Origin of the sequence: Halobellus sp. EA9 (genome assembly GCF_051195055.1) — an archaeon.
GTDB lineage: Archaea > Halobacteriota > Halobacteria > Halobacteriales > Haloferacaceae > Haloquadratum > Haloquadratum rubicundus.
This window is the reverse complement of the sequence record NZ_JBNTJW010000005.1, coordinates 223486-245115: the sequence shown is the minus strand read 5'-3', so window position 1 is coordinate 245115 and position 21630 is coordinate 223486. Positions and strand designations below refer to the sequence as shown.

The window sequence follows — 21630 nt, the reverse complement described above, 5'->3', positions numbered from 1 at the left end:
CGCGTCGTCGGTGTCCGCAACGAGGACACCGACGACTACCACCTGTACGTGACGAATCTGCCCGATGAGTTCACTCCGAGGCAGGTTGCGGCGCTATACGGGTTGCGGTGGGAAGTGGAGTTGCTGTTCCGGGAACTGAAGTCGCTGTATGGGCTGGAGAAGTTCCTGACGAGTGATCCAGCGATCGTCGAGCTGTTAGTGGTGGCGGCTCTGCTGACGCTGACGGTCAGCAGAGCCTTACTCGGGGTGTTTCAGGAGCTGTTCCCAGAGATCGTGTTTCCCCGAGAACGCTGGGCGAAGACCTTCCGGTCTCTCGCCCAGCTCATCCTCGAAGATCTGGCCCAATCGTTCGGCCATCCACCGCCGAACCTGGCGGAGCTGATGTTTCGTGACGCCCGCCAACCAGAGAAATCGCGGCTCTTACTCAGCGAACGAGTAGCTGAGGCCTTCAGGAGGCGATCCAGTGCTTAACCGAACACCAATGCACTCACGGCGCGTTCGCCGCTGCCAGCGCGGTGAGAACGGGACGAAGTTTCAAGACGGCAGGCGGCCTACGATCAGGCGGAGGCTACTCCATTATGGATATTACTGATATTGCCACTCCTGATTTCGTTGAAGTCGACGCCGACAAGCGCCTGGGGAAGATCCGCGCGATCTTTGAGCGCGAGAACCCGCGGGGGATCGTCGTCACCGAAGACGGCGAGTACGCCGGCGTGATCGGCGAAAAGCAGCTCGTGCGCTCCCGGATGGAAGACGACACGAAGGCCTCCGTCGTGATGAAGTCCGCACCGCGCGTCGACCGCCACGAGGACGTCCGCGAGACCGCGCGGATGCTCGTCGAGGGCGACGTGAAGATCGCGCCCGTCTACGAGGGCTCGAAGCTCTACGGCGTCGTCACCAGCGACGCGATCCTCGACGCCGTCATCGACAGCCTCGATGCGATCTCCGTCGAGGACATCTACTCCGAGGACGTCGTCACCGTCGGCGAGAAGTCCCACGTCGGCCAGGCGATCAACCGACTCCGCGAGCACGGCATCTCGCGGCTCCCCGTCATCAACGAGGACTCCGGCAAGCTCACCGGGATCATCACCACCCACGACCTCGTCGAGTTCGTCGTCCGCGACAACGAGCGCCAGGGCCGCGGCGACCGCCGCGGCGACCTCGACCGGATGCTCGATCTGCCCGTCTACGACCTGATGTCCTCGCCGGTCGTCACCGCGCGGCCCGCCGAGACCGTCGACGTCGCGGTCGAGCGGATGTTCGAGAACGACCTCTCCGGGCTGGTCGTGACCCCGACCGAGAGCGGCGAGGAGGTCAAGGGGATCGTCACCAAGACGGACGTCCTGCGCGCGCTGACCTTCACCGAAGAGGAGAGTATGGACGTCCAGATCACCAACGTCAGGCTGCTAGAGACGCTCTCCCGCGCGGAGATCGTCGAGGAGATCACGACGGTCGTCGACAAGTACCAGCAGATGCAGGTGCTCCACGCGCACGTGCGCTTCCACGAGCACAAGGAGAAGCTCCGCGGCACGCCGCTGATCCAGTGCCAGATCCGCCTGCGGACCAGCCACGGCCAGGTCGCGGGCAGCGGCGAGGGCTACGGCGCCGAACACGCCTTCCACGTCGCGCTCGACAAGCTCGAACGCAACGTCCTCGAACTGAAGGGCCTCAACGCCGACGAGAAGTACCGCGGCCAGCTCATCCGCAAGCTCGGCGAGCTCTAAGTCGGGTCGGCGCTTCGCTTTCGCTCCTTTTCGACTCTCGTTTCCGTCTTCGCTTTCGACCCCGTCAGACCTCGGTCGCTGCCAACCCCTCGTCCGTGATCTCGAAGGTCACCGACTCGCCGGCGGGCTTCGCCCGGTGTTTCTCCAGCGTCGCGCGGCGGTTTCCGCCGCGGAACCGCTCCAAGCGTACGACCGCGCCCGTCCAGTGTTCGAGCGTGTGGCCGCCGAGCGGCCGTGCGCGGTCGGTGTCGGGGTCTGTGAAGACTTGGTTCGTGACGACCACCGCGAGGTCGTGCTTCCGCGCCAGCGAGAGCAGGTGGGTGACCTGGCGCGCGACCCGGCGGAGCGACTCGCCGGCCTCGCCGTCGGCGGTCCGCTCCAGCCGGTAGAAGCCCGTCGCGCTGTCGAGGACGATCAGCTCCGCGCGCTCGGCGAACTCCTCGGCGTCGCGGACGGCCTGCTCCTGCTCTTCGAAGTCGTGGGCCTCCGAGACGATGAGCCGCGAGGTGATCTCCTCGACCGTCGCCTCGTCGCCCGCGACGGCGTCGGCGAGCTGGCGGAAGCGGTCGATCGAGAGCCCCTCCGTGTCGATGTAGACCGCGCGGTCGCCCGCGCCCGCGACCCGGACCGCCGCCGAGAGCGCGACGTTCGTCTTGCCGGCCGCGGGCGGGCCGTAGAGCTGCGTGACGGTGCCGCGCTCGAAGCCGCCCCCCAAGAGCTCGTCGAGCGCGCGACACCCCGTGGTGAGTGCGTCGGACACGGCCCCTTCTCGGGCGGCTCCGGCGAAAAACCCCCCGATCCGGGGAAGAGATAGAATCGTGGAGTGCGCCGTCTCGCCGCGAGAGTTCAAATACCGGGACGCGACCACTCCCGCCGATGGTATCGCCGACGACGCCGCTCGCGTACGCCCTGCTCGGCGTGGCCCTCGGGACGGTCACGGGACTCGTCCCCGGGCTCCACGTCAACAGCGTCGCGTTCCTCCTCGCCGGCCTCGCGCCGGGGATCGACGGCCCGCCCGCCGCCGTCGCCGCCGCGGTGCTCTCGGCGGGCGTCGTCCACACGTTCCTCTCTATCGTCCCTGGGCTCGTCCTGGGCGTTCCGGACGCCGCGACCGCCCCGGGCGCCTTGCCTGGGCATCGGCTCGTGCTCGCGGGTCGCGGACGGGAAGCCATCCGCCTGTCGGCGCTCGGCAGCGGCGTCGCGCTCGTCGTCGCCGTCGTCGCCGCGGTCCCGCTCTCGCTCGCCGTCGCCGCCGGGCGCGGGTGGCTCCTGTCGGGGCTCCCGCTCCTGCTCGCGCTCGTCGCGGCGCTTTTGATCCTCGCCGAGCCGACCCGGCGCGCCCGCGTCGGGGGCCTGCTCTGTCTCGCGACCGCCACGGCGCTCGGTCTCCTGACGCTCGATCTCCCGGCTGCGGGGCCGCTGGCCCCGCCCGACGCGGCGTCGATGCTCGCCCCGCTCTTCGGCGGCCTGTTCGGCGCGCCCGTGCTGCTCGATGCGCTCTCTGCCCGGGGCGAGATCCCACCACAGGAGGGCACCGAACTCGGGCTGTCGCCGGCGGCGACCCTCCGGGCCGCGTGCTCCGGCGCCGGCGGCGGCGCGCTCGTCGGCTACCTCCCGGGCGTCTCCGCGGGCGTCGCGGCCGTGCTGGCGCTCGGGGGCGCGGGTGGCAGCGGCCCGGCGGGACGCGGCTCCGATCGGGCCTACGTCGTGGCCACGAGCGGCGCCGACACGGCCACGGCGGTCTTCGCCGTGGCGTCGCTCCTGGTTCTGGGCGCGCCCCGGAGCGGCGTGACCGTGGCGCTCGAATCGCTCGGGAGCGGCGTCGGCGTCGGGACGACGCTCGATCCGTCGTCGCTGGCGGGCGCACTCGCCGTGCTCGTGCTCGCGGCCGGCGCCGGGATCGGCCTGCTCGTGACTGTCGGTGAGTGGTACCTCGGCGCCGTCCGCCGGCTCCCGCGTCGGCCCCTCGCGCTCGCCGTGCTCGGTCTCCTGGGTGCGCTCGCCGTTGGATTCGCCGGGGTGCTGGGCGGCGCGGTGTTCTGCCTCGCCGCGCTGGTCGGGCTCTTGCCGCCCCGCGTCGGCGCCCGACGCGTCCACCTGATGGGGGTGTTGTTCGGCCCGATACTGCTGGGGTGACCGGGAAAGACAACCGTTAAAAGTCACGGGAGGATCAGATAGCGTATGAGCCAGTCCGAACAGCGACACGCCCGACAGTGCGTGTCCTGTGGCATCAACATCTCCGGGATGAGCGCGGCGACGTTCGACTGCCCGGAGTGCGGCCACGAGATCTCGCGGTGTGCCAAGTGCCGAAAGCAGAGCAACCTCTACGAGTGCCCCGACTGCGGGTTCATGGGACCCTGAACGATGGGAAAAGTCGCAGCCAAGATCAAGGTGATGCCGAACAGCCCCGAAATCGACCTCGACGAGCTCCAAGAGCGGCTCGAACAGTCGCTGCCCGAGGGCGCGAAGATCAACGGCTTCGAGCGTGACGACGTCGCGTTCGGCCTGGTCGCGCTCCTCCCGACGGTGATCGTCCCCGACGACGCCGGCGGCACCGAGGCCGTCGAGGAGGCCTTCGCCGACGTCGACGGCGTCGAGAGCGTCTCGGTCGAAAACGTCGGCCGCATCTGATACTGTCGGACACAAGTCTGTGAAGAATTTCGCCGCCCGGGGCGGCGAATATCTTGATAGTGATTACTCTCCCAGTTTACCGCCGAACGCCGTTACCGGGGGTGGCGTTCGGCGGTAAGAAACGAGAGTAATCGCTATGAAACAGTTGTGTCCGACAGTATGAGTTTTCGGCGCGCTCCGCTCCGTTTTCTCTCCGCCCGGAACGTCCGCCAGCCGCGGCTGTGCCTGTCGCGGTATTCCGGATCGCCTCCGGCCGAGAGCGGTGCGAGGAGACCGACTATTCGGCGCGGCGGAGCGTGAGGAGCCCGACGAGGGGCGAAAAGAGGAACCCGAGTCCGATCGCGACGATGAGCGCGACGCCGCTCCCTCCGAGCGCCGAGGCGGCGGCGACCCCCACCACTCCGCCGAGCATAATGCTCGCTGCGACCCCCAGCCCGAACTGTTCGAGCCGGGAACTGGAGTCTCCGTGTGCCGAGCCGCCGTCGCCCGCGAGTGCGCCCTCGACCTCGACGTCGTCGGGAAGCTGTCCCCCGGATGCGTATTCTTGTGCCATACTCGGCCGTACGACATCCCGTGGTTTAGATTTTGTCGAGATCGATCGGCCTCCGGCGGCCGCGGCGCCGGCGGCTCGCGCGAGTCGCGGCCGGCGGAAGTGGAACGTGCGTTTTATAACCGCGTCGGAAGAAGGGGGTTCCAACGACTATGCCGAGTTCCAACGGTCCACTCCACGGGACGCGAGGAAAGCTCTCGAACAAGCCCCGAAACCGCGGGACGTCGCCGCCGCAGCGCGCCATCGCCGAGTACGACGAGGGTCAGAAGGTCCACCTGAAGATCGACCCGAGCGTGCAGGAAGGTCGCTTCCACCCCCGATTCAACGGTCACACGGGCGAGGTCGTCGGGAAGCAGGGCCGAGCGTTCAAAGTCCGGATCGTCGACGGCGGCACCGAAAAGACGCTCATCGCCCGTCCGGCCCACCTGCGCGCGCAGGAGTAGCGCACGCGATGACCATCTTCAAAGAGAAGGTCGACGAGGAGTACCTGACCGTCTCTGAGGTCAAGGTGCTCCTCGAGGACGTCGAGGCCGAGCGCGCCGCCGACGAGGAGCGCGAGCTGCGCTACGAGCTCGCGCGGGCGATCGAGCACGTCAATCGGTTCGCCCACCTCGATCCCGAGGAGTCCAGGGACCTCGTCGAGGAGCTCCTCGAACAGGAGAAGGTCGATCCGGAGACCGCGATCAAGATCGCGGATCTGCTCCCACAGAGCCGGGACGAGCTCCGGGCCGTGTACGCCCAGGAGCGGTACGCCCTCGACGGCGACGAACTGGACGACATCCTGAACGTCGTCGCGAAGTACGTCTGACGGCCCGCGCCGCCACCCGTCGGGGTCGCCCCCGTCGCGGCGCGGCTGTCGGCTCCGTCGGCCCACTTTTTAAATAATCCGTAGGCATAGGTCTGTATATGACTACGACCGAAGGCGGGAGTCCCGACGCCCCGACGGAGTCGGACGACAGCGCCGCCGACGCGGCGGACGAGTCCGAGGCCGTTGAGGCGCGCTATGCGGTCATCCTCGATCACCTCCCGCACGGGCGAGCGGACGACGACCGTCCGCGACACCGGAAGTCGCCGCTGGCGTACGCCCTCGGCGAGCGGGACTTCCGCCTCTTCGAACTGACGCTTTCGGACGACGCCGACATCTCGATCGGCGAGCGCGTCGCGATCGGGCCCACCGAGGCCCGCGACGTCGTCTCGGGCTTCAAGCAGGTCAACTACGACGACCTCTCGAACAACGCGAACGCGGAACTGGAGTACGCCGTCGAGGAGATCATCGACGCGAACGAACGGCGGTTCGTCGACTTCTACAACGACGCCCAGCCGATCACGCTCCGGCTCCACCAGCTGAATCTGCTCCCGGGGATCGGCAAGAAACTCCGGAACAACATCCTCGACCAGCGCAAGCGGGGACCCTTCGAGAGCTTCGAGGACCTCGAAGACCGCGTCTCCGGGCTCCACAACCCCCGAGAGGTGCTCACGGAGCGCATAATGGAAGAGCTCCGCGACGACGACCTGAAGTACAAGACGTTCGTCGGCCGCGAGCAGTAGTCCGACGACACGCGCCATACGCCGAGCCGAGACGTTTACCCGCTCCCGCGCGCAACCCACACCGATGACTGATACGACGCCCGACGCCGCCTTCCGCGACCCCGACGACCTCCGTCGGCGGGCCGGCGTCCGCGGCGACCCCGACCGCGACCAGCACTTCCTGGTCGACGACCGGGTCCTCGATCGGATCCCGACGTACCTCCCCGAGGACGCCGACGCGACGCACCTCCTCGAAATCGGGGGCGGGACGGGCGCGCTCACCGACCGGCTGCTCGCCGTCGCCGACGCGGTGACGGTGATCGAGCGCGACCCCGACCTCGCGGCGTTCCTCCGGGAGGAGTTCGCCTCCGAGGTCGATGCCGACCGCCTGACGGTGCTCGAAGGCGACGCGCTGTCGGTCGATCTCCCGGCGTTTTCCGCCTGCGTCTCGAACCTCCCGTACGGCATCTCCTCGGAGATCGCCTTCCGGCTCCTGCCGGAGGGGCGCCCCCTCGTGTTGATGTTCCAGCGGGAGTTCGGCGAGCGGATGGCCGCCGAGCCCGGCACCGACGACTACGGCCGGCTCTCTGTGAGCGCCCAACACTACGCCGCGGTCGAGGTGGTCGAGATCGTCCCCCCGGACGCCTTCGACCCCGCGCCGGCCGTCGAGAGCGCGGTCGTCCGCCTCACGCCGCGCGCGCCGGACTACGCGGTCGGCGACGAGGCGTTCTTCTTCGACTTCGTGAAGGCGCTTTTCACCCAGCGGCGGAAGACGATCCGCAACGGCATCCGGAACACGGCGCACATCTCCGGCCTCTCGGAGCCGGAGGCCGTCGTCGAGGCGGTCGAGGCCGAGGACCCGGACCTGCTCCGCAAGCGCGCGGGCTCGCTCGCGCCCGAGACCTTCGCCAGACTGGCCGAGATCGCAGACGAACACGGCCGCTGAGGTGCTCCCCGTGAGTCTCCCTATCCAGACGACCCAGACGGCCGCCGGCGGCGTGGGCGACGCGCTCGCCAGCATCCCGAAGATCGTGTCGTCGACGCCCGCCCGGATCGCGGTCACGTTCGCGATCGGCGTCCTCGTGATGGCGCTCCTGGCCCGGACCGAGCGGATCCACGCGGTCGAGCCCGAGCGGCTCCCGCCGACCGCCTGGCACGTGCTCGTCACGATCGGCACGATGATCGTCGCCGCGGTCGGCGGCCTCGTGATCGTGGCGGTCTGGGGGCTCTCGGACGAGTTGCTGGGCGTCTTCGGGAGCAACTACGGCCCCGAGACGATCGTCCGGATCGGCATCTCCGCGCTCTTCCTGGTCGGCGCGTACACGATGACGGGCCTGATCCGACAGCTCGTCGAGGAGATCGCCCAGACACGCTCGTCGCTCGGCGAGCACGAGCGGGAGATCGCCTTCCGGGTCGGTCAGGTGTCCCTCTACCTCCTGGCGTTCGTGATCGTCCTGTCGCTGTGGCGTATCAACGTCGGCGGCATCCTCGTTGGCGCGGGGTTCCTGGGCATCGTCGTCGGGATGGCCGCGAGACAGACCCTCGGCGCCCTACTCGCGGGCTTCGTGTTGATGTTCTCCCGCCCCTTCGAGATCGGCGACTGGATCCAGGTCGGCGACCACGAGGGCATCGTCACCGACATCACGATCGTCAACACCCGGATCCAGACGTTCGACGGCGAGTACGTGATGATCCCCAACGACGTGGTCTCCTCGGAGAGCCTCGTGAACCGCAGCCGCAAGGGCCGCCTCCGGATCGAGGTCGAGGTCGGCATCGACTACGACGCCGACCCGGAGCGCGCGGCGAAGGTCGCCCAACAGGCCGTCTCGGGACTCGACGATCCGATGAACGTCCCCACGCCGCAGGTGGTGCTCAAGCGGCTCGGCGACTCCGCGGTCGTGCTCGGGGTCCGGTACTGGATCGACAATCCGAGCGCGCGGCGGAAGTGGCGCTCCCAGACGGCGGTCATCGGCGCCGTCAAGGAGGCGCTCGAAGAGGAGGGCATCAAGATCCCGTTCCCGCAGCGCGAGCTGACGGGCCGGGAGGAGGCCGGCGGCCTCGTCCTCGCGGGCGAGGGCGCGCCCGCGGAGGAGTCGGCCGCGGCCGAACCGCCCGCCGCTGACGGTGGCGACCCCGACAGCGGGGATAGCGGCGGGGACCGGTCCGAAACCGACGGGACCGACGGAGAGGCCTCGTGACCGACGACTCCGCCCGCGACCTCGCCGAGAGCCGGGGCGTCGAGACCCACGTCTACCAGCCCGCGGAGGACTCGGGACTGCTCGCCACCGCGGTCGTCGAGCGGGGTCGCGGCCGGCTGCTCGAAGTCGGGACCGGCTCCGGCTGGGTCGCAGAGCGGGCCGCGACCGACGCCCCGGACGTGGACGCCGTCGTCGCGAGCGACCTCAATCCCCACACCTGCCGCGCGGCCCGCGAGCGAGCGGTCGACGCCGTCTCCGACGGCGACGGGGGCGAAGCGCCCGCGTTCGAGGTCGTCCGCGGCAGCCTCGTCGAGCCGTTCGCCGACGGCGCCTTCGACACGGTGGCGTTCAATCCGCCGTACCTCCCGACCGACCCCGACAACGAGTGGGACGACTGGATGGAGCGGGCGCTCTCGGGCGGTGAGTCCGGCCGCGAACTGGTCGATCCGTTCCTGGAGTCCGTCGGGCGGGCGCTCGCACCCGACGGCGTCGTCCTGCTTCTCGTCAGTTCGCTCACCGGCTACGACGAGGTCCTCGAACACGCCGCCGATTGCGGGTTCGCCCACGAGGTCGTCGTCGAGGAGTCGTATCCGTTCGAGACGCTCACCGTCGTGGCGCTTCGGTCCGACGCCGAATAATTACCAATAGGAATATAAGCGCATAGAAAATATTAAGCAACAGCATTTCTTAGCCACGGGCGATGACAGAACTCCTCGCGACGACGCCCGGGCTGTTCCCGCTCCCGGACTGGGCGAAGTCGGAGCTCGCAGACCTCAAGGGGCACCAGAAGGGCGACCTGATCGGCGGCGACGAGTCCGGACAGATCGCCGACGCGTACGACCGCGCGCGCTCGGACGTCGTCGACGACCAGCGCGACGCCGGCCTCGATCGGATCGTCGAAGGCCAGCTCCGGTGGGACGATATGCTCGCGCACCCGCTCGCGGTCCACGACAGCGTCGACACGGGCGGGATCGTCCGCTACTACGACAACAACAACTTCTACCGCGATCCGCGCGTCGTCGAGGAGCTGACGCCCTCCGGCGACGTGGCCGGGGAACTGGACGCGGCGGCGGAACTCCTCGACGGCGCCGCCCCGCTCCAGGCCGTCCTGCCGGGCCCCTACTCGCTCGCCGACCTCGCGACCGACGAGCACTACGGCGACGAGGCGGAGTTCCTCGCCGCCGTCGCGGAGTTCCTCGCCGACGAGGTCGCGGCGTTCCCCAACCACGAGACGCTCTTCCTGCTCGATCCCTCGCTCGTCGCCGCGCCGCCCGACGACGACATCGCGGCTGACGTGCCCGAGGCGATCGACACCGTCGCCGCGGCCACCGACGCCGACGTCGTCGTCCACACCTACTTCGGCGCGCTCTCGGAGAAGACCTACGCGCACCTCCTGGACGCGGACGTCTCGGCGGTCGGCCTCGACCTCGTCGCCGATGACCGCGAGCGGACGGTCTACAACGCCTCCGAGTACGGCTGCCCCGAGGACGTCGCGCTGGGCGTCGCCGACGGCCAGAACACGCTCGTCGAGTCCGGCGAGACCCTGCGCGAGCGCGCCTCGTGGTTCCGCGAGCAGGTGCCCGCGACGGACTTCGAGACGGTCTACCTCGCGACGAACACCGAGCCGTTCTACCTGCCCGTGAACAAGTACCGCGAGAAACTCGGCGCGCTGGCTGCGGCGGCCGACCTCGATCAGGAGGTGACGGCCTGATGGCCCGGGACGCCGACAACCGCGAGCAGTTCCGCCCCGACGACCACGACGCCGAGCACTTCCTGCTCACCACCGTCGTCGGCAGCTACCCCAAGCCGACGTGGCTCAATCGCGTCCGCGACCTCGTTGACGACCCCGACGCGAAGTTCGACGACGAGGACCTGAGCGAAGCACACGACGACGCCGCACGCGTAATCACCCGCGAGCACGAACGCGCCGGCCTCGACACCGTCGTCGACGGCGAGATGCGGCGGGAAGAGATGGTCGAGTACTTCGCCCACCGGATCCCCGGCTACGAGTTCAACGGCCCGGTGAAGGTCTGGGGCCACAACTACTTCAACAAGCCCTCGGTCGTCTCCGAGGTCGAATACGACGAGCCGTGGCTCGTCGACGAGTTCGAGTTCACCTCGGACGTCGCGGCAAAGCCGGTGAAAGTGCCGATCACGGGTCCCTACACCCTCGCGCGCTGGTCGTTCAACGAGGCCTACGACGACGAGGCCGCGCTCGCGTACGACCTCGCGGACCTGGTGAACGAGGAGGTCGAACAGCTCGTCGACGCCGGCGCGCGGTACGTCCAGATCGACGAGCCCGCGCTGGCGACGACGCCGGACGACCACGCCATCGTCGGCGAGTCCCTCGAACGGATCGTCGACGGCATCCCCGACGAGGTCCGGATCTGCCTGCACGTCTGCTACGGCGACTACTCGCGGATCTACCCCGAGATCAACGGCTTCCCGATCGACGAGTTCGACGTCGAGCTCTGCAACGACGGCTACGAGCAGATCGAGGTCTTCCGGGAGCCGGACTTCGAGCCCGACCTCGCCCTGGGCGTCGTCGACGTCCACGACGCCGAGGTCGAGTCCGTCGAGGAGATCAAATCGAACATCCAGGAGGGACTGAAGGTGGTCCCGCCCGAGCGGCTCACCGTCTCGCCGGACTGCGGCGTCAAACTGCTCCCCCGCGAGGTCGCCTACCAGAAGATGGAGAATCTGGTGGCGGCCGCCCGCGAGGTCGAAGCCGAACTTGACGCGGGCGAGATCGACGTCGTCGCGCCCGAGCCCGAACCGTAGGAGGGGCTACGCCGCGTCGGCGTCTTCGGCCCCGACGTCCGCGTCTCCGTCCCCGTTCTCGACGCCGTCGAGCCCGTATTCGAGCGCCAGCACGACCGCTCCGGCCAGGGCGGAGAGCGCCGACTGCGCCCGCCACGCCGAGACGTACCACTCGCTGGGTTCGAGCCCCTCGGGGTTCTCGTAGCCCGCCAGCACGAACCGGCCGGCGAGGTCGATGGCGCGTCGCGGGAAGAGCGCGCCCGCGAGGCCGAACACGAGCGACGATGCGGCCAGCAGTCGCGTACAGGTCTTCTGCATACCCGGCGTTCCCGTCGCACGCCAAAGAGGATAGCGATGGGTCTCGGGGGTCGAAAAATCGGAGAAGCGATCGGCCGGGACCGTTCAGTGGTCGCCGGCGTCTTCGTACAGCCAGGCTTCGTCGATCCGCTCGTAGTCGAGGAGTTCCTCGTCGTCGAAGAAGAGGTCGATCTCGCGCTCGTTTGCGCCCTCGTCCTCGTGGTCGGAAGCGTGGATGACGTTCCGACCGAGGTCGAGGCCGTAGTCGCCGCGGATCGTGCCCGGGGCGGACTCGGCGGGGTCGGTCTCGCCGACCATCGACCGGACCTGACGGGTCGCGTCGGCGCCCTCCCAGACCATCGCGAAGACCGGCCCGGAGGTGATGAACTCGACGAGGTCGTCGAAGAACGGCTTGTCCTCGTGCTCGCCGTAGTGCTCGTGGGCGAGCTCCTGGTCGATCTGGATGAACTTCCCGGCGACGAGCTTCAGCCCGCGCTCTTCGAAGCGCGAGACGATCTCGCCGATCAGCCCGCGCTGGACGCCGTCGGGCTTGACCATCACGAAGGTGCGCTCGTCGTGGTGGCTCATTCGCTGTCCCCGCTGCCGGCTTCGGTCCACTCCAGATCGCGCGGCTCGCGGCCGAGTCGGTAGTTCTTCTCGGCCTTCGAGTCCTTGAAGTGGAGGATGGTGCCGTCGTTCTTCACGAGCATCGTGCCCGTGCCCGGTTCGATCTCTTCGCCGGTGTAGTCGCAGGTGCGCGTTTCGACCATCTTATCGGCCTCCGATGGAGTCGGCGTCGCGCTGTGTCTCGCGGAGCTGGAGGATGTCGCCCTCGCGGACGGGGCCCAGGACGTTCCGGGTGATGATCCGGCCCTGGTTCGAGCCCTCGCGGATGCGGCACTTGACCTGCATGGCCTCGCCGTGCATCCCTGTCTTGCCAACGATCTCGATGACCTCGGCGGAGGTCGAGTCGCTGGCGGTCTCTTCTGCGCTCATCGTGGCTTACCGCAGTTCCTCGACCTTCGCCGTGATGTCTTCGACCTGGCTCTCGGAGTCGCCGGCGTCGACGATGGCGGCGGCGGCCGAGCCGACTTCGAGGCCGGCGGCCTGGCCGACCTCGTCCTGGGTCTCGATGAAGACGTACGGGATGCCCTTCTCGTCGGCGAGCTCGGGCAGGTGCATCACGATCTCTTCGGGCGAGACGTCCTCGGCGATGAAGACGAGCTCGGCGGTGCCGCGCTCGACGGCTTTGGTCGTCTCGTTGGTTCCTTTCTTTACGGTTCCTGTGTCTCGGGCGACCTCGAGGGCCTCGAGGGCGTCCTCGGCGAGGTCGGCTGGGACGTCGAATTCTACGTAGACTGGCATGGTTTGTTCCTCTCCTGCTCGCGGGCTCGACTGCCCCGCCGGAAACGGTGGTTCCCTGACGGCGGGGAGTATCATCAACCCCGGGCAGGCTGTACACGTCGGTAGCTGGGGATCCCATAAAAGCGCTTTCAATGGCGCCCTGGCGTGTCACGCGACCACACGCGGATTCCCCGGTCCCGCCGCCCGGCCACCAATCTCGCCCGGGCCGTGGGCCGCGCCGAGCGCAATTCCCTTACGCGACCGCTGTCTCTCCGCGGGTATGAGCGTCGCCGCCCTCGCCGCCGCCCTCCGCGACGCGGCGCGCGAGTCGAACCACCGCCGGCTCCTCGTCCTCGCCGGCGCGCGCGAGGCCGGCATCGACGCCGCCTTCGACGCCGTCGAGGGGGCCGAGGTCCCCGACGACGAGGTCACAATCGTCACCGCCCGAGAGGGATTCAGATTCGATCGGGTCGCACCCGAACGCGCACGAGAGCTCCTGGGAACGACCCGGACCGCCGTGATCTGCGACGCCCACGAGTCGTTCTCGCCGAACGTCGTCGGCCGCCTCGTCGGGACGGTCGACGGCGGCGGGCTGTTCGTTCTCCTGACGCCGCCGCTGGAGGAGTGGCCCGACCGGCCGGGCGACTTCGAGGCGTCGCTGGCGGTCCCGCCGTACGGCGTCGACGACGTCGGCGGTCGCTTCCGCCGCCGGCTCGTCGAGACCCTGCGGACGCATCCGGGCGTCGCGGTCGTCGACGTCGACGCGGGGACAATCGTGCGGCGGCCCGACGACTCCGGTGTGTCCACCGCTGCGAGTCGCTCCTCGACGGCGATCACGCCCTCCGGTCAAAGTTCGCGGCGGTTCCCCCAGGCCGCATACGAAGCGTGTCTGACGACGGATCAGCGCCGGGCGGTCCGCGCGCTGGAGGCGCTCGCGGGGCCGGACGGAGCGGGGGAGAGCGACCGCGACGTCGGGACGCCGCAGGCGGTCGTCGTCGAGGCCGACCGCGGGCGCGGGAAGTCCAGCGCCGTGGGGCTCGCGGCCGGCTCGCTCGCCGCTGGAGGGAGCGACGTCCTCGTCACGGCGCCGGACCGGCGGAACGCGGCCGACGTCTTCGCCCGCGCCCGGGAGCTTCTCGATGCGCTCGGCGCGCTCGATGAGGCAGGGGCGGAGAACGGAAGCGGAGGCGAGGGCGCCGCGGCCGACCTCGTCGCGACCGGCGGCGGCCGCGTTCGCTTCGCCCCACCCGCGGAGGCCGCCGACCTCCCCGAGGCCCCCGATGCCGTGATCGTCGACGAGGCGGCCGCGCTTCCGGTTCGGCTGCTTTCTGCCTTCTTGCACGCCGACGCCGTCGCCTTCGTCACGACCGTCCACGGCTACGAGGGCGCCGGTCGGGGCTTCTCGGTGCGGTTCCGCGACGACCTGACCGAGGCGCCCCACGCCGTGACCGACGTCTCGATGCGGGAGCCGATCCGGTACGCGCCCGGCGATCCGGTCGAGACCTGGGCCTTCCGTGCGTTGCTTCTGGACGCGCACCCACCGGTCGACGAGGTCGTCGCCGACGCCGAGCCGTCGTCGATCGCCTACCGCCGGCTCACGCCGGACGAGCTCGCCGCGGACGAATCGCTGCTCCGGGAGGTGTTCGGCCTGCTCGTCCTGGCGCACTACCGCACCGAGCCCGACGACCTCGCGCGGCTGCTCGACGCGCCGAACCTCCGCGTGCGGGCGCTGGAATACGACGGCCACGTCGTGAGCGTGGCGCTGCTCGCTCGGGAGGGCGGGCTCGACGCGGAGACGCGGAGCGCGATGTACGAGGGCGAGCGGGTCCGGGGGAATATGCTGCCTGACGTGTTCACGAGCCAGCTTCGGGACGAGGCGGCGGGCGTCCCCGTGGGCTACCGCGTCGTCCGGATCGCGACCCACCACGCCGCCCGCTCGCGCGGGCTCGGGTCGCGGCTCCTCGACGAGATCCGCGCGGAGTTCGACGGCGCCGCCGACTACCTCGGGGTGGGGTACGGCGCGACGCCCGAACTGTGCTCCTTCTGGGAACGCAACGGCTTCGAGACGGTCCACCTCTCGACGACGCGCAACGAGTCCAGCGGCGAGTACTCCGCGCTGATGCTCGGTCCGCTCTCGGAGGCGGGACGGCAGCTCCGGGACCGACACGCGCGGTGGTTCCGCGGGCGCGCGCCGGGGGTCCTCGGAGACCAGCTCCGCGACGCCGACCCGGACGTGGTCCGCGCCGCCCTGGCGTCGTGTCCGCCGCCCGAGGAGCCGCCGGCGCTCTCCGATCGGGAGTGGCGCGTCGTCGTCGGCGCCGCCGCGGGCCCCGGTCAGTACGCGACGGCACCGGACGCGTTCCGACGGCTGGCCTTCGCGGCGCTCGTCGGCGCGCCCGCGGGCGGAGACTCCGGCGGCGAGGGGGTGGGACTGACGCCGCGCGAGGAGCGACTGCTCGTGCGCAAGGTCCTGCAGATCCGTCCCTGGGGCGACGTCGCCGACGAACTGGACTTCGTCTCGACGCGGCAGTGTATGCGCGCGTTCGGCTCGGCGTGCGGGACGCTCGTCGACCGCTACGGCGCCGGTCGCGACGTCGTCCGCCGGGAGCGAGCGCGGTTCGAGGGGTAGGCGTCGACGGGGATGCCGCCGAGCCGCCGGCTTCATTTCCGCCGGCGACGACTCCCGGGTATGGACCCCTTCGCGTGGCTCGCGCTCGGCCTCGCCGCGTTCGCGGTCGTCGGCGCCGCGCTCCCGCTCTTGCCCGGCGGGGCGCTCTCCGTCGCGGCGGTGGCGCTGTACTGGTGGTCGACGGGGTACGCGGACCCCTCGCTCCCCGTCGTCGTCGCCCTCGTCGCCGTCGGGCTCCTGACGATGGCGGTCGACTACTTCGGCGGCGCCATCGCCGCCAGGGCCGGCGGGGCTTCGCTCGCGACGACGGCGGCCGCGGTCGTCGTCGGCGTCGTGCTCCTGTTCGTGGCCGGCCCCGTCGGCTTCGTGTTCGGTCTCGCGGCGACCGTGTTTGCGGTCGAGTTCGCCCAGCACGCCGACGCCGAGGCGGGCCTCCGGGTCGCGCTCTACTCGACGGTGGGCGTGCTCGCTTCGACGGTCGCGCAGGTCCTCCTGACCGGCTCGGTCCTCGTCGCGCTCGCGCTCGTGGTCGCGTTCTGATCGGCTCTCTCGGGGGCGACGCGCCGGCAGGATTCCGAACCGACGGTGGAATTATATCGGTCGTGGGTCTATACGGGAGTGTGAGCGTCAACGTCGAGACGAGGGTGGACGCCCCCGGATCCGCGGAGTACGCGGAGGCCGCCTGGGACCTCAAAGAGCGGATCCGGGAGCGCGAGGGGGTCCTCAAACAGCGGCGGACGTTCTTCGTCGACGCCTACCGGCGCGCGGAAGACCACCTGCTCTTCGAGGAGGACGACCTCGTCGGCTTCGCGTCGGTCCGCCGCGACGGCTACATCCTCTTTCTCGCGGTCGCGCCCGAGCGCCGCGGCGAGGGCTACGGCAAGCGCCTCGTCGCCGCCGCGCTCCAGGATCACGACTCGATCTCCTGTCACGCGCGGGCGACGAACGAGGACGCGCTCTCCTTCTACGAGCACCTCGGCTTCGAGACCCAGCGGCGGATCACCGGCTACTACGAGGACGGCGGCGACGCGTACTACCTTCGACTGGGCGACGGCGCGACCCTGCGCGAGCGGTTCGCCGACTTCTTCCGCCGGTCGGTCGTCGGCGAGTGATCAGGGCTCGCGGACGCCGTTGTCGGTGATCACCTGATCGATCAGGTCCGTCGGCGTCGCGTCGTAGGCGGGGTTCTCGATCAGGACGTCCTCGACCGGCTCCAGAGAGACCTCCGCGGGCGATCGGTACTGGTTCTCGAAGACGAAGCCGTCGTCGACGATCTTCGCCGCCGAGCCGACGACCGTGACCGGCACGCCCAGGTGGTTCGCGGTCGCGACGATCGGATACGTGCCGACGCGGTTGTAGAGGGTGTCCTGGAGGATGCAGTCCATCCCCACGATCACGCGGTCGCACTCGCCGAGGAACGAGCCGGCCGCGCCGTCGACGAGCAGGTGCGGTTCGATGCCGCCCACCGTCGCGAGCCGCCGGGCGGTCTTGCGACCGAGGAATCGCGGGCGGGCCTCCGTGACGTAGGCGGTGAGGTCGCGACCCTCCCCGGCGGCCGTCTCGACGGCCTCCAGCACGGTCGAGGAGTAGTCGTGGGTGAGGAAGGTCTCGCCGTCCTCGAAGGTGGGCACCGCCTTCTGCGCCGCGCGGGACTTCCCCTCGCGGACGTCCTCGACGACGCGGTCGATGACCTCGTCGAGGAGCTCCTTGGCCTCCTCGACGGTGTCCTTCCGGTCGACCACGTTCACCAGGATCGTCTCCATCGCGTTGAACAGGGAGGCGTGCGAGGGGTTCGCCCGCTTGAGCGCGCTCGCGTTCCGTTCGAGGTCGCGCTCGAACTCCTCGACGGTCGCGTGATCGCGGGCGGCGAGCTCCGAGAGCGCCTGGGTCGCCTTGACGGCGACGACCGACGAACTGTGCGTCTGCATCTCCCGGATCTCGGCGATGGTCTCGTCGATCATACCTGAGCGTGGGCGACTCGGGTGAAAGACCTTCCGACGGCGGCGGACCGCGACCCCTACGAGCCCTCGTCGCCGTCGATCTCGTCGGGGTCCCGGCCGCCGTCGCCGGCGTCGAAGCGGCGGGCGTAGGCGTACACCGCGAGCGCGACGACGATCCAGACGACGGCGCCGACGCGGATCGCGAACTCGACGCGGGCGCCCCAGGTCGGAAGCGGCGTCCGAAGCGAGAGCAGGGCGACCACGGGCGCGCCCACGACGATGGTGAGCACGAACGTCGTCTGCATCACCCACCCGTAGTCGACCCCGTCTGGATCGGACGTCTCGACTGGCTGCACGGTTCCGGCCTTCGAGCGCGGGCGCAAAGGCGTGCCGATTTGGGCCGTCGCGGCGCTCCGCGCCGAGCGGCCGGGCGGATCAGTCTCCCACGCGCCGGTCCAGAAAGTCGGCGACGGCGTCATTGAAGGCGTCCGGTCGCTCCAGCATCGCGAGGTGGGCCGCGTCGTCGAGGATCCGCAGTTCGCAGTCGGGGATGTCCTTGCGGAGCCGCTCGTGGTAGTGCGGCGGCGTGAGGCGGTCGTATTCGCCGACGACGGCGAGCGCGGGAACGGCGATTTCGCCCAGGCGGTCGCGGACGTCGAAGCCGTGGGCGGTCCGGAAGTCCCGTTCGAGGGTGGCCCGTCCCGTCCGCCGGAGCGCCTTCCGGGAGAGTTCCAGGGTCCGCTCGTCGGCGTCGTGGAACAGGTGGTCGGGCTCGTGGAAGAACTCGATCACGCGATCGAGGTCGTCTTTCACCCACTGGAGGACGTCGTCGAGGACGGGGAGCCGCGCGCCGGTCCCGGTGAGGAGCAGTCCGTCGAGGTCGACCTCCCGCTCCAAGGCGGCCTGGAGCGCCACGGCGCCGCCGAGGGAGTTGCCGAGGATGACGTCGGCGTCGACGGCCTCGGCGACGGCGACCGCGTCGTCGACGTACGCCGAGAGCGTCTCGTAGCCCGGCTGCGCGGCGACGTCGTCGCTCTCGCCGTGGCCGCTGAGGTCGAGCGCGGTGATCGGATACTCGTCGGCCAGCGCCGACTGCGGCGTCCAGACCCGGTGGGTGCCGCCGCTCCCGTGGACGGCCAGGACGGCGGGCCCGGGGCCGCCCCGATCGACCGTCCGGTAGGCCGTCTCCCGACCGTGGTGTGTGACCGTGTCCATACCGCCTCGGTTCGCGAGGCAGGGTCATAAAGCCTCGAACGACTGAACGGAATCGACCGACGCCACCGACGTCGGAACCCGAACTGCAATTCGACCGGTCAATCGCAGTACCCGCCGCTGTACTTCGATTTATGTACGACAGATTTAAATACTCAAGCGACTAACCTGGAGTTAGGAATCAACGATGAGCAACACGCAACTCGCCGGTGGGGACGAGCGGATCGTCCGCCGGTACGAATACGACGACAGCTGGGTTCTCGTCGCGGACCTCGGCGTCGCCGACGAGGATCTCGACGTCGACGTCGTCGGCGCCACCGCGATCGTCGTGGCCGAGACCGACGACGGCGTCTCCGAGGCGGAGTTCGAACTCCCCGGACCCGAGGCATCGGTCACGACGAACAACGGCGTACTCACCATCACGGGTGAAAAATAGATGAAGCTCACTGTCAAGCCCCTCAAGCAGAAGGACGCCGGCCGCGGACTCGCGGCCATCGACCGCCAGGCCGCAGAGGAGATGGGCCTGGAGGGCGGCGACTACATCCGCATCGACGGCACGGAAGGCACCGCCACCGCCCGCGTGTGGCCCGGCTACCCCGAGGACACCGGCTCCGGCGTCGTCCGCATCGACGGGCGCCTCCGCCAGCAGGCGAACGTCGGCATCGACGACCGCGTCGAGGTCGAGAAGGCCGACATCAAGCCGGCCAAGTCCGTCTCGGTCGCGCTCCCGCAGAACCTCCGGATCAGCGGCAACATCGGCGCGCACCTCCGCGACAAGCTCGCGGGCCAGCCCGTGACCCAGGGCCAGAACATCCGCGTCCCCTTCGGATTCGGCTTCATGTCCGCGTCGAATCAGCCGATCCCGCTGAAGGTCGCCTCGACCGAGCCCGAGGGCACGGTCGTCGTCACCGACTCGACCGAGGTGACGATCAGCCAGACGCCCGCCGAGGAGATCCAATCGGAGGCCGGCGAGGGCGAGAGCGACACGCCGAACGTCGCCTACGAGGACATCGGCGGGCTCGACCAGGAGCTCGAACAGGTGCGGGAGATGATCGAGCTCCCGATGCGGCACCCCGAACTGTTCCAGCGGCTCGGCATCGAGCCGCCGAAGGGCGTGCTCCTGCACGGCCCGCCGGGCACGGGGAAGACCCTGATCGCGAAGGCCGTCGCCAACGAGATCGACGCCTCCTTCCACACGATCTCGGGCCCCGAGATCATGTCGAAGTACTACGGGGAATCGGAGGAACAGCTCCGCGAGATCTTCGAGGAGGCCGAGGAGTCGGCACCGGCGATCGTCTTCGTCGACGAGATCGACTCGATCGCCCCCAAGCGCGGCGAGGCCGGCGGCGACGTCGAGCGGCGCGTGGTCGCCCAACTGCTGTCGCTGATGGACGGCCTCGACGAGCGTGGCGAGGTCGTCGTCATCGGCGCGACCAACAGGGTGGACGCGATCGACCCCGCGCTCCGGCGCGGCGGCCGCTTCGACCGCGAGATCGAGATCGGCGTGCCCGACAGGGACGGCCGGAAGGAGATCCTCCAGGTCCACACGCGGAACATGCCGCTCGGCGAGGGCGTCGACCTCGACGAGTACGCCGAGAACACCCACGGCTTCGTCGGCGCCGACATCGAGAGCCTCGCGAAGGAGGCCGCGATGACCGCGCTGCGGCGGATCCGCCCCGAACTCGACCTCGAATCCGACGAGATCGACGCCGACGTGCTCGACTCGATCGAGGTCACGAAGGACGACTTCAAGGAGGCCATCAAGGGCATCGAGCCCTCGGCACTCCGCGAGGTGTTCGTCGAGGTGCCGGACGTCACCTGGGAGGACGTCGGCGGCCTCGAAGGCACGAAGGAGCGCCTCCGCGAGACGATCCAGTGGCCGCTCGACTACCCCGAGGTCTTCGAGGCGATGGACATGCAGTCCGCCAAGGGCGTGCTGATGTACGGCCCGCCGGGCACGGGGAAGACCCTGCTCGCGAAGGCCGTCGCCAACGAGTCCGAGTCGAACTTCATCTCGGTGAAGGGGCCCGAACTCCTCGATAAGTACGTGGGCGAGTCCGAGAAGGGCGTCCGCGAGATCTTCAAGAAGGCCCGCGAGAACGCCCCCACCGTGGTGTTCTTCGACGAGATCGACTCGATCGCGACCGAGCGCGGCTCGAACACCGGCGACTCGGGCGTCTCCGAGCGCGTCGTCTCCCAGCTGCTCACCGAGCTCGACGGGCTCGAAACCCTGGAGGACGTCGTCGTGGTCGCGACGACGAACCGCCCGGACCTGATCGACTCGGCGCTCCTTCGGCCGGGCCGGCTGGACCGCCACGTCCACGTGCCCGTCCCCGACGAGGAGGCCCGCCGGGCCATCTTCCGGGTCCACACCGAGCACAAGCCGCTGGCCGACGACGTCGACCTCGACTCGCTGGCCCGCCGGACCGAGGGCTACGTGGGGGCCGACATCGAAGCGGTCTGCCGCGAGGCCTCGATGGCCGCCAGCCGGGAGTTCATCAACAGCGTCTCCCGCGAGGAGGTCGCCGACTCGATCGGCAACGTCCGCGTGACGATGGACCACTTCGAGCGGGCGCTCGACGAGGTCGGCCCGAGCGTCACGGCCGAGACCCGCGAGCGCTACGAGGAGATCGAAGACCGCTTCGAGAAGAACGAGGTCGAGCGCGAACCCGACGCCGGCGTCAACCGGACGTTCCAGTAGCGCCCGCCGATCGGATTCCGGATCCCGGATTCCACGCCGGACCGAACGCTGATTTTTCGCGGATCTGGTCGCCGAGACAGCAGAAGAACTAACCCGCCGTTTACCGTTTCTTTCACC

At 69.6% G+C, this 21630-nt stretch carries 28 protein-coding genes; 18 read left to right on the top strand and 10 right to left on the bottom strand.

Annotation, left to right across the window (positions count from 1 at the left end; translation table 11 throughout):
* Together ACQUQ0_RS08770 and ACQUQ0_RS08765 are read left to right on the top strand one after the other, a co-directional pair.
* Window positions 1–471, top strand: a 471-nt coding sequence (locus ACQUQ0_RS08770; protein WP_435184598.1) for a transposase, incomplete at its 5' end; no start/stop codon positions are given.
* A 107-nt stretch (window positions 472–578) separates the two neighbouring features.
* The gene (locus ACQUQ0_RS08765) at window positions 579–1724 is read left to right on the top strand and encodes a CBS domain-containing protein (RefSeq protein WP_435184597.1); all 1146 of its coding nucleotides are present in this window, start codon (window positions 579–581) and stop codon (window positions 1722–1724) included.
* Window positions 1725–1788: 64 nt separating this feature from the next.
* Here ACQUQ0_RS08765 and radB read toward each other — a convergent pair whose 3' ends face one another.
* Window positions 1789–2484, bottom strand: a complete 696-nt coding sequence (radB, locus tag ACQUQ0_RS08760) for a DNA repair and recombination protein RadB (RefSeq protein ID WP_435184595.1) — start codon at window positions 2482–2484, stop codon at window positions 1789–1791.
* 116 nt (window positions 2485–2600) lie between these two features.
* Between radB and ACQUQ0_RS08755 the strand changes: the two genes are divergently transcribed.
* The 3 genes from ACQUQ0_RS08755 to ACQUQ0_RS08745 are packed head-to-tail and all read left to right on the top strand — an operon-like array spanning window position 2601 to window position 4355.
* Window positions 2601–3860, top strand: coding sequence for a tripartite tricarboxylate transporter permease (locus ACQUQ0_RS08755; RefSeq protein ID WP_435184594.1), 1260 nt, complete (start codon window positions 2601–2603; stop codon window positions 3858–3860).
* Window positions 3861–3905: 45 nt separating this feature from the next.
* Window positions 3906–4085: an HVO_2753 family zinc finger protein gene (locus ACQUQ0_RS08750; RefSeq protein WP_372389868.1), complete on the top strand. Its 180-nt coding sequence runs from the start codon at window positions 3906–3908 to the stop codon at window positions 4083–4085.
* 3 nt (window positions 4086–4088) lie between these two features.
* Window positions 4089–4355 (top strand): elongation factor 1-beta, encoded by a 267-nt coding sequence (locus tag ACQUQ0_RS08745; protein ID WP_372389866.1) that lies wholly within the window; start codon window positions 4089–4091, stop codon window positions 4353–4355.
* A 277-nt stretch (window positions 4356–4632) separates the two neighbouring features.
* On the opposite strand, the gene ACQUQ0_RS08740 is transcribed toward ACQUQ0_RS08745, so the two are convergent.
* Window positions 4633–4908 (bottom strand): hypothetical protein, encoded by a 276-nt coding sequence (locus ACQUQ0_RS08740; protein ID WP_435184593.1) that lies wholly within the window; start codon window positions 4906–4908, stop codon window positions 4633–4635.
* Between the two features lie 149 nt (window positions 4909–5057).
* Here ACQUQ0_RS08740 and ACQUQ0_RS08735 point away from each other — a divergent pair, with 149 nt between their 5' ends.
* The 8 genes from ACQUQ0_RS08735 (at window position 5058) to ACQUQ0_RS08700 (ending at window position 11411) form a co-directional block, all read left to right on the top strand.
* Entirely contained in the window at window positions 5058–5348 is a 291-nt protein-coding gene (locus ACQUQ0_RS08735) for a 50S ribosomal protein L21e (protein WP_435184592.1), read from the top strand.
* A gap of 8 nt (window positions 5349–5356) precedes the next feature.
* Entirely contained in the window at window positions 5357–5713 is a 357-nt protein-coding gene (locus tag ACQUQ0_RS08730; RefSeq protein WP_372389861.1) for an RNA polymerase Rpb4 family protein, read from the top strand.
* 98 nt (window positions 5714–5811) lie between these two features.
* A complete protein-coding gene (locus tag ACQUQ0_RS08725; RefSeq protein WP_435184591.1) occupies window positions 5812–6453 on the top strand; it encodes a DUF655 domain-containing protein in 642 nt (213 codons plus the stop codon).
* 64 nt (window positions 6454–6517) lie between these two features.
* A complete protein-coding gene (locus ACQUQ0_RS08720; protein ID WP_435184589.1) occupies window positions 6518–7378 on the top strand; it encodes a 16S ribosomal RNA methyltransferase A in 861 nt (286 codons plus the stop codon).
* 10 nt (window positions 7379–7388) lie between these two features.
* Window positions 7389–8630 (top strand): mechanosensitive ion channel family protein, encoded by a 1242-nt coding sequence (locus ACQUQ0_RS08715; RefSeq protein ID WP_435184587.1) that lies wholly within the window; start codon window positions 7389–7391, stop codon window positions 8628–8630.
* Complete coding sequence (locus ACQUQ0_RS08710) at window positions 8627–9268, top strand: HemK2/MTQ2 family protein methyltransferase (protein WP_435184585.1); 642 nt, start codon at window positions 8627–8629, stop codon at window positions 9266–9268. Before ACQUQ0_RS08715 ends, ACQUQ0_RS08710 begins: the two co-directional genes overlap by 4 nt.
* Window positions 9269–9330: 62 nt before the next feature.
* Window positions 9331–10341 carry a 5-methyltetrahydropteroyltriglutamate--homocysteine methyltransferase gene (locus ACQUQ0_RS08705; RefSeq protein WP_435184583.1) on the top strand — a complete coding sequence of 337 codons (1011 nt, stop codon included), beginning with the start codon at window positions 9331–9333 and terminating at the stop codon, window positions 10339–10341.
* Complete coding sequence (locus ACQUQ0_RS08700; RefSeq protein WP_435184581.1) at window positions 10341–11411, top strand: methionine synthase; 1071 nt, start codon at window positions 10341–10343, stop codon at window positions 11409–11411. Before ACQUQ0_RS08705 ends, ACQUQ0_RS08700 begins: the two co-directional genes overlap by 1 nt.
* Before the next feature lie 6 nt (window positions 11412–11417).
* Here the strand turns inward: ACQUQ0_RS08700 and ACQUQ0_RS08695 are convergent, their stop codons facing one another.
* The 5 genes from ACQUQ0_RS08695 to rpl7ae all read right to left on the bottom strand — a co-directional run bounded on the left by ACQUQ0_RS08695 (window position 11418) and on the right by rpl7ae (window position 13052).
* On the bottom strand, window positions 11418–11708 hold the full coding sequence (locus ACQUQ0_RS08695; protein WP_435184579.1) for a hypothetical protein: 291 nt from the start codon (window positions 11706–11708) through the stop codon (window positions 11418–11420).
* 84 nt (window positions 11709–11792) lie between these two features.
* Window positions 11793–12275, bottom strand: coding sequence for a nucleoside-diphosphate kinase (gene ndk / locus ACQUQ0_RS08690; protein ID WP_435184577.1), 483 nt, complete (start codon window positions 12273–12275; stop codon window positions 11793–11795).
* The gene (locus ACQUQ0_RS08685) at window positions 12272–12457 is read right to left on the bottom strand and encodes a 50S ribosomal protein L24e (RefSeq protein WP_372389845.1); all 186 of its coding nucleotides are present in this window, start codon (window positions 12455–12457) and stop codon (window positions 12272–12274) included. The genes ndk and ACQUQ0_RS08685 overlap by 4 nt, the downstream gene beginning before the upstream one ends.
* 1 nt (window position 12458) lies before the next feature.
* Window positions 12459–12683 carry a 30S ribosomal protein S28e gene (locus tag ACQUQ0_RS08680; RefSeq protein ID WP_049986948.1) on the bottom strand — a complete coding sequence of 75 codons (225 nt, stop codon included), beginning with the start codon at window positions 12681–12683 and terminating at the stop codon, window positions 12459–12461.
* 6 nt (window positions 12684–12689) lie between these two features.
* A complete protein-coding gene (gene rpl7ae, locus ACQUQ0_RS08675; protein ID WP_372389844.1) occupies window positions 12690–13052 on the bottom strand; it encodes a 50S ribosomal protein L7Ae in 363 nt (120 codons plus the stop codon).
* Window positions 13053–13311: 259 nt separating this feature from the next.
* Here rpl7ae and tmcA point away from each other — a divergent pair, with 259 nt between their 5' ends.
* From tmcA to ACQUQ0_RS08660, 3 genes are all read left to right on the top strand, one after another.
* Window positions 13312–15660, top strand: coding sequence for a tRNA(Met) cytidine acetyltransferase TmcA (tmcA, locus tag ACQUQ0_RS08670; RefSeq protein ID WP_435184575.1), 2349 nt, complete (start codon window positions 13312–13314; stop codon window positions 15658–15660).
* A 60-nt stretch (window positions 15661–15720) separates the two neighbouring features.
* A complete protein-coding gene (locus ACQUQ0_RS08665; protein ID WP_435184573.1) occupies window positions 15721–16200 on the top strand; it encodes a DUF456 family protein in 480 nt (159 codons plus the stop codon).
* Between the two features lie 80 nt (window positions 16201–16280).
* Complete coding sequence (locus tag ACQUQ0_RS08660; protein ID WP_435184572.1) at window positions 16281–16772, top strand: GNAT family N-acetyltransferase; 492 nt, start codon at window positions 16281–16283, stop codon at window positions 16770–16772.
* On the opposite strand, the gene ACQUQ0_RS08655 is transcribed toward ACQUQ0_RS08660, so the two are convergent.
* From ACQUQ0_RS08655 to ACQUQ0_RS08645, 3 genes are all read right to left on the bottom strand, one after another.
* A complete protein-coding gene (locus tag ACQUQ0_RS08655) occupies window positions 16773–17621 on the bottom strand; it encodes a translation initiation factor eIF-2B (RefSeq protein WP_435184571.1) in 849 nt (282 codons plus the stop codon).
* A 56-nt stretch (window positions 17622–17677) separates the two neighbouring features.
* Window positions 17678–17956: a DUF5822 domain-containing protein gene (locus tag ACQUQ0_RS08650; RefSeq protein ID WP_372389839.1), complete on the bottom strand. Its 279-nt coding sequence runs from the start codon at window positions 17954–17956 to the stop codon at window positions 17678–17680.
* 79 nt (window positions 17957–18035) lie between these two features.
* Complete coding sequence (locus tag ACQUQ0_RS08645; RefSeq protein WP_435184569.1) at window positions 18036–18815, bottom strand: alpha/beta fold hydrolase; 780 nt, start codon at window positions 18813–18815, stop codon at window positions 18036–18038.
* 184 nt (window positions 18816–18999) lie between these two features.
* Between ACQUQ0_RS08645 and ACQUQ0_RS08640 the strand changes: the two genes are divergently transcribed.
* Together ACQUQ0_RS08640 and ACQUQ0_RS08635 are read left to right on the top strand one after the other, a co-directional pair.
* Complete coding sequence (locus ACQUQ0_RS08640) at window positions 19000–19248, top strand: Hsp20/alpha crystallin family protein (protein ID WP_435184567.1); 249 nt, start codon at window positions 19000–19002, stop codon at window positions 19246–19248.
* Entirely contained in the window at window positions 19249–21513 is a 2265-nt protein-coding gene (locus ACQUQ0_RS08635) for a CDC48 family AAA ATPase (RefSeq protein ID WP_435184566.1), read from the top strand.
* The last annotated feature ends 117 nt before the right edge of the window (window positions 21514–21630 follow it).

Coding starts and splice junctions, on each gene's coding strand:
- ACQUQ0_RS08720 (WP_435184589.1), top strand. CDS start 6,518: ATGACTGATACGACGCCCGACGCCGCCTTCCGCGACCCCGACGACCTC.
- ACQUQ0_RS08655 (WP_435184571.1), bottom strand. CDS start 17,621: ATGATCGACGAGACCATCGCCGAGATCCGGGAGATGCAGACGCACAGT.
- ACQUQ0_RS08635 (WP_435184566.1), top strand. CDS start 19,249: ATGAAGCTCACTGTCAAGCCCCTCAAGCAGAAGGACGCCGGCCGCGGA.
- ndk (WP_435184577.1), bottom strand. CDS start 12,275: ATGAGCCACCACGACGAGCGCACCTTCGTGATGGTCAAGCCCGACGGC.
- ACQUQ0_RS08705 (WP_435184583.1), top strand. CDS start 9,331: ATGACAGAACTCCTCGCGACGACGCCCGGGCTGTTCCCGCTCCCGGAC.
- ACQUQ0_RS08765 (WP_435184597.1), top strand. CDS start 579: ATGGATATTACTGATATTGCCACTCCTGATTTCGTTGAAGTCGACGCC.
- tmcA (WP_435184575.1), top strand. CDS start 13,312: ATGAGCGTCGCCGCCCTCGCCGCCGCCCTCCGCGACGCGGCGCGCGAG.
- rpl7ae (WP_372389844.1), bottom strand. CDS start 13,052: ATGCCAGTCTACGTAGAATTCGACGTCCCAGCCGACCTCGCCGAGGAC.
- ACQUQ0_RS08685 (WP_372389845.1), bottom strand. CDS start 12,457: ATGGTCGAAACGCGCACCTGCGACTACACCGGCGAAGAGATCGAACCG.
- ACQUQ0_RS08735 (WP_435184592.1), top strand. CDS start 5,058: ATGCCGAGTTCCAACGGTCCACTCCACGGGACGCGAGGAAAGCTCTCG.
- ACQUQ0_RS08695 (WP_435184579.1), bottom strand. CDS start 11,708: ATGCAGAAGACCTGTACGCGACTGCTGGCCGCATCGTCGCTCGTGTTC.
- ACQUQ0_RS08665 (WP_435184573.1), top strand. CDS start 15,721: ATGGACCCCTTCGCGTGGCTCGCGCTCGGCCTCGCCGCGTTCGCGGTC.
- ACQUQ0_RS08755 (WP_435184594.1), top strand. CDS start 2,601: ATGGTATCGCCGACGACGCCGCTCGCGTACGCCCTGCTCGGCGTGGCC.
- ACQUQ0_RS08750 (WP_372389868.1), top strand. CDS start 3,906: ATGAGCCAGTCCGAACAGCGACACGCCCGACAGTGCGTGTCCTGTGGC.
- ACQUQ0_RS08645 (WP_435184569.1), bottom strand. CDS start 18,815: ATGGACACGGTCACACACCACGGTCGGGAGACGGCCTACCGGACGGTC.
- ACQUQ0_RS08725 (WP_435184591.1), top strand. CDS start 5,812: ATGACTACGACCGAAGGCGGGAGTCCCGACGCCCCGACGGAGTCGGAC.
- ACQUQ0_RS08745 (WP_372389866.1), top strand. CDS start 4,089: ATGGGAAAAGTCGCAGCCAAGATCAAGGTGATGCCGAACAGCCCCGAA.
- ACQUQ0_RS08730 (WP_372389861.1), top strand. CDS start 5,357: ATGACCATCTTCAAAGAGAAGGTCGACGAGGAGTACCTGACCGTCTCT.
- ACQUQ0_RS08640 (WP_435184567.1), top strand. CDS start 19,000: ATGAGCAACACGCAACTCGCCGGTGGGGACGAGCGGATCGTCCGCCGG.
- ACQUQ0_RS08740 (WP_435184593.1), bottom strand. CDS start 4,908: ATGGCACAAGAATACGCATCCGGGGGACAGCTTCCCGACGACGTCGAG.
- ACQUQ0_RS08680 (WP_049986948.1), bottom strand. CDS start 12,683: ATGAGCGCAGAAGAGACCGCCAGCGACTCGACCTCCGCCGAGGTCATC.
- ACQUQ0_RS08700 (WP_435184581.1), top strand. CDS start 10,341: ATGGCCCGGGACGCCGACAACCGCGAGCAGTTCCGCCCCGACGACCAC.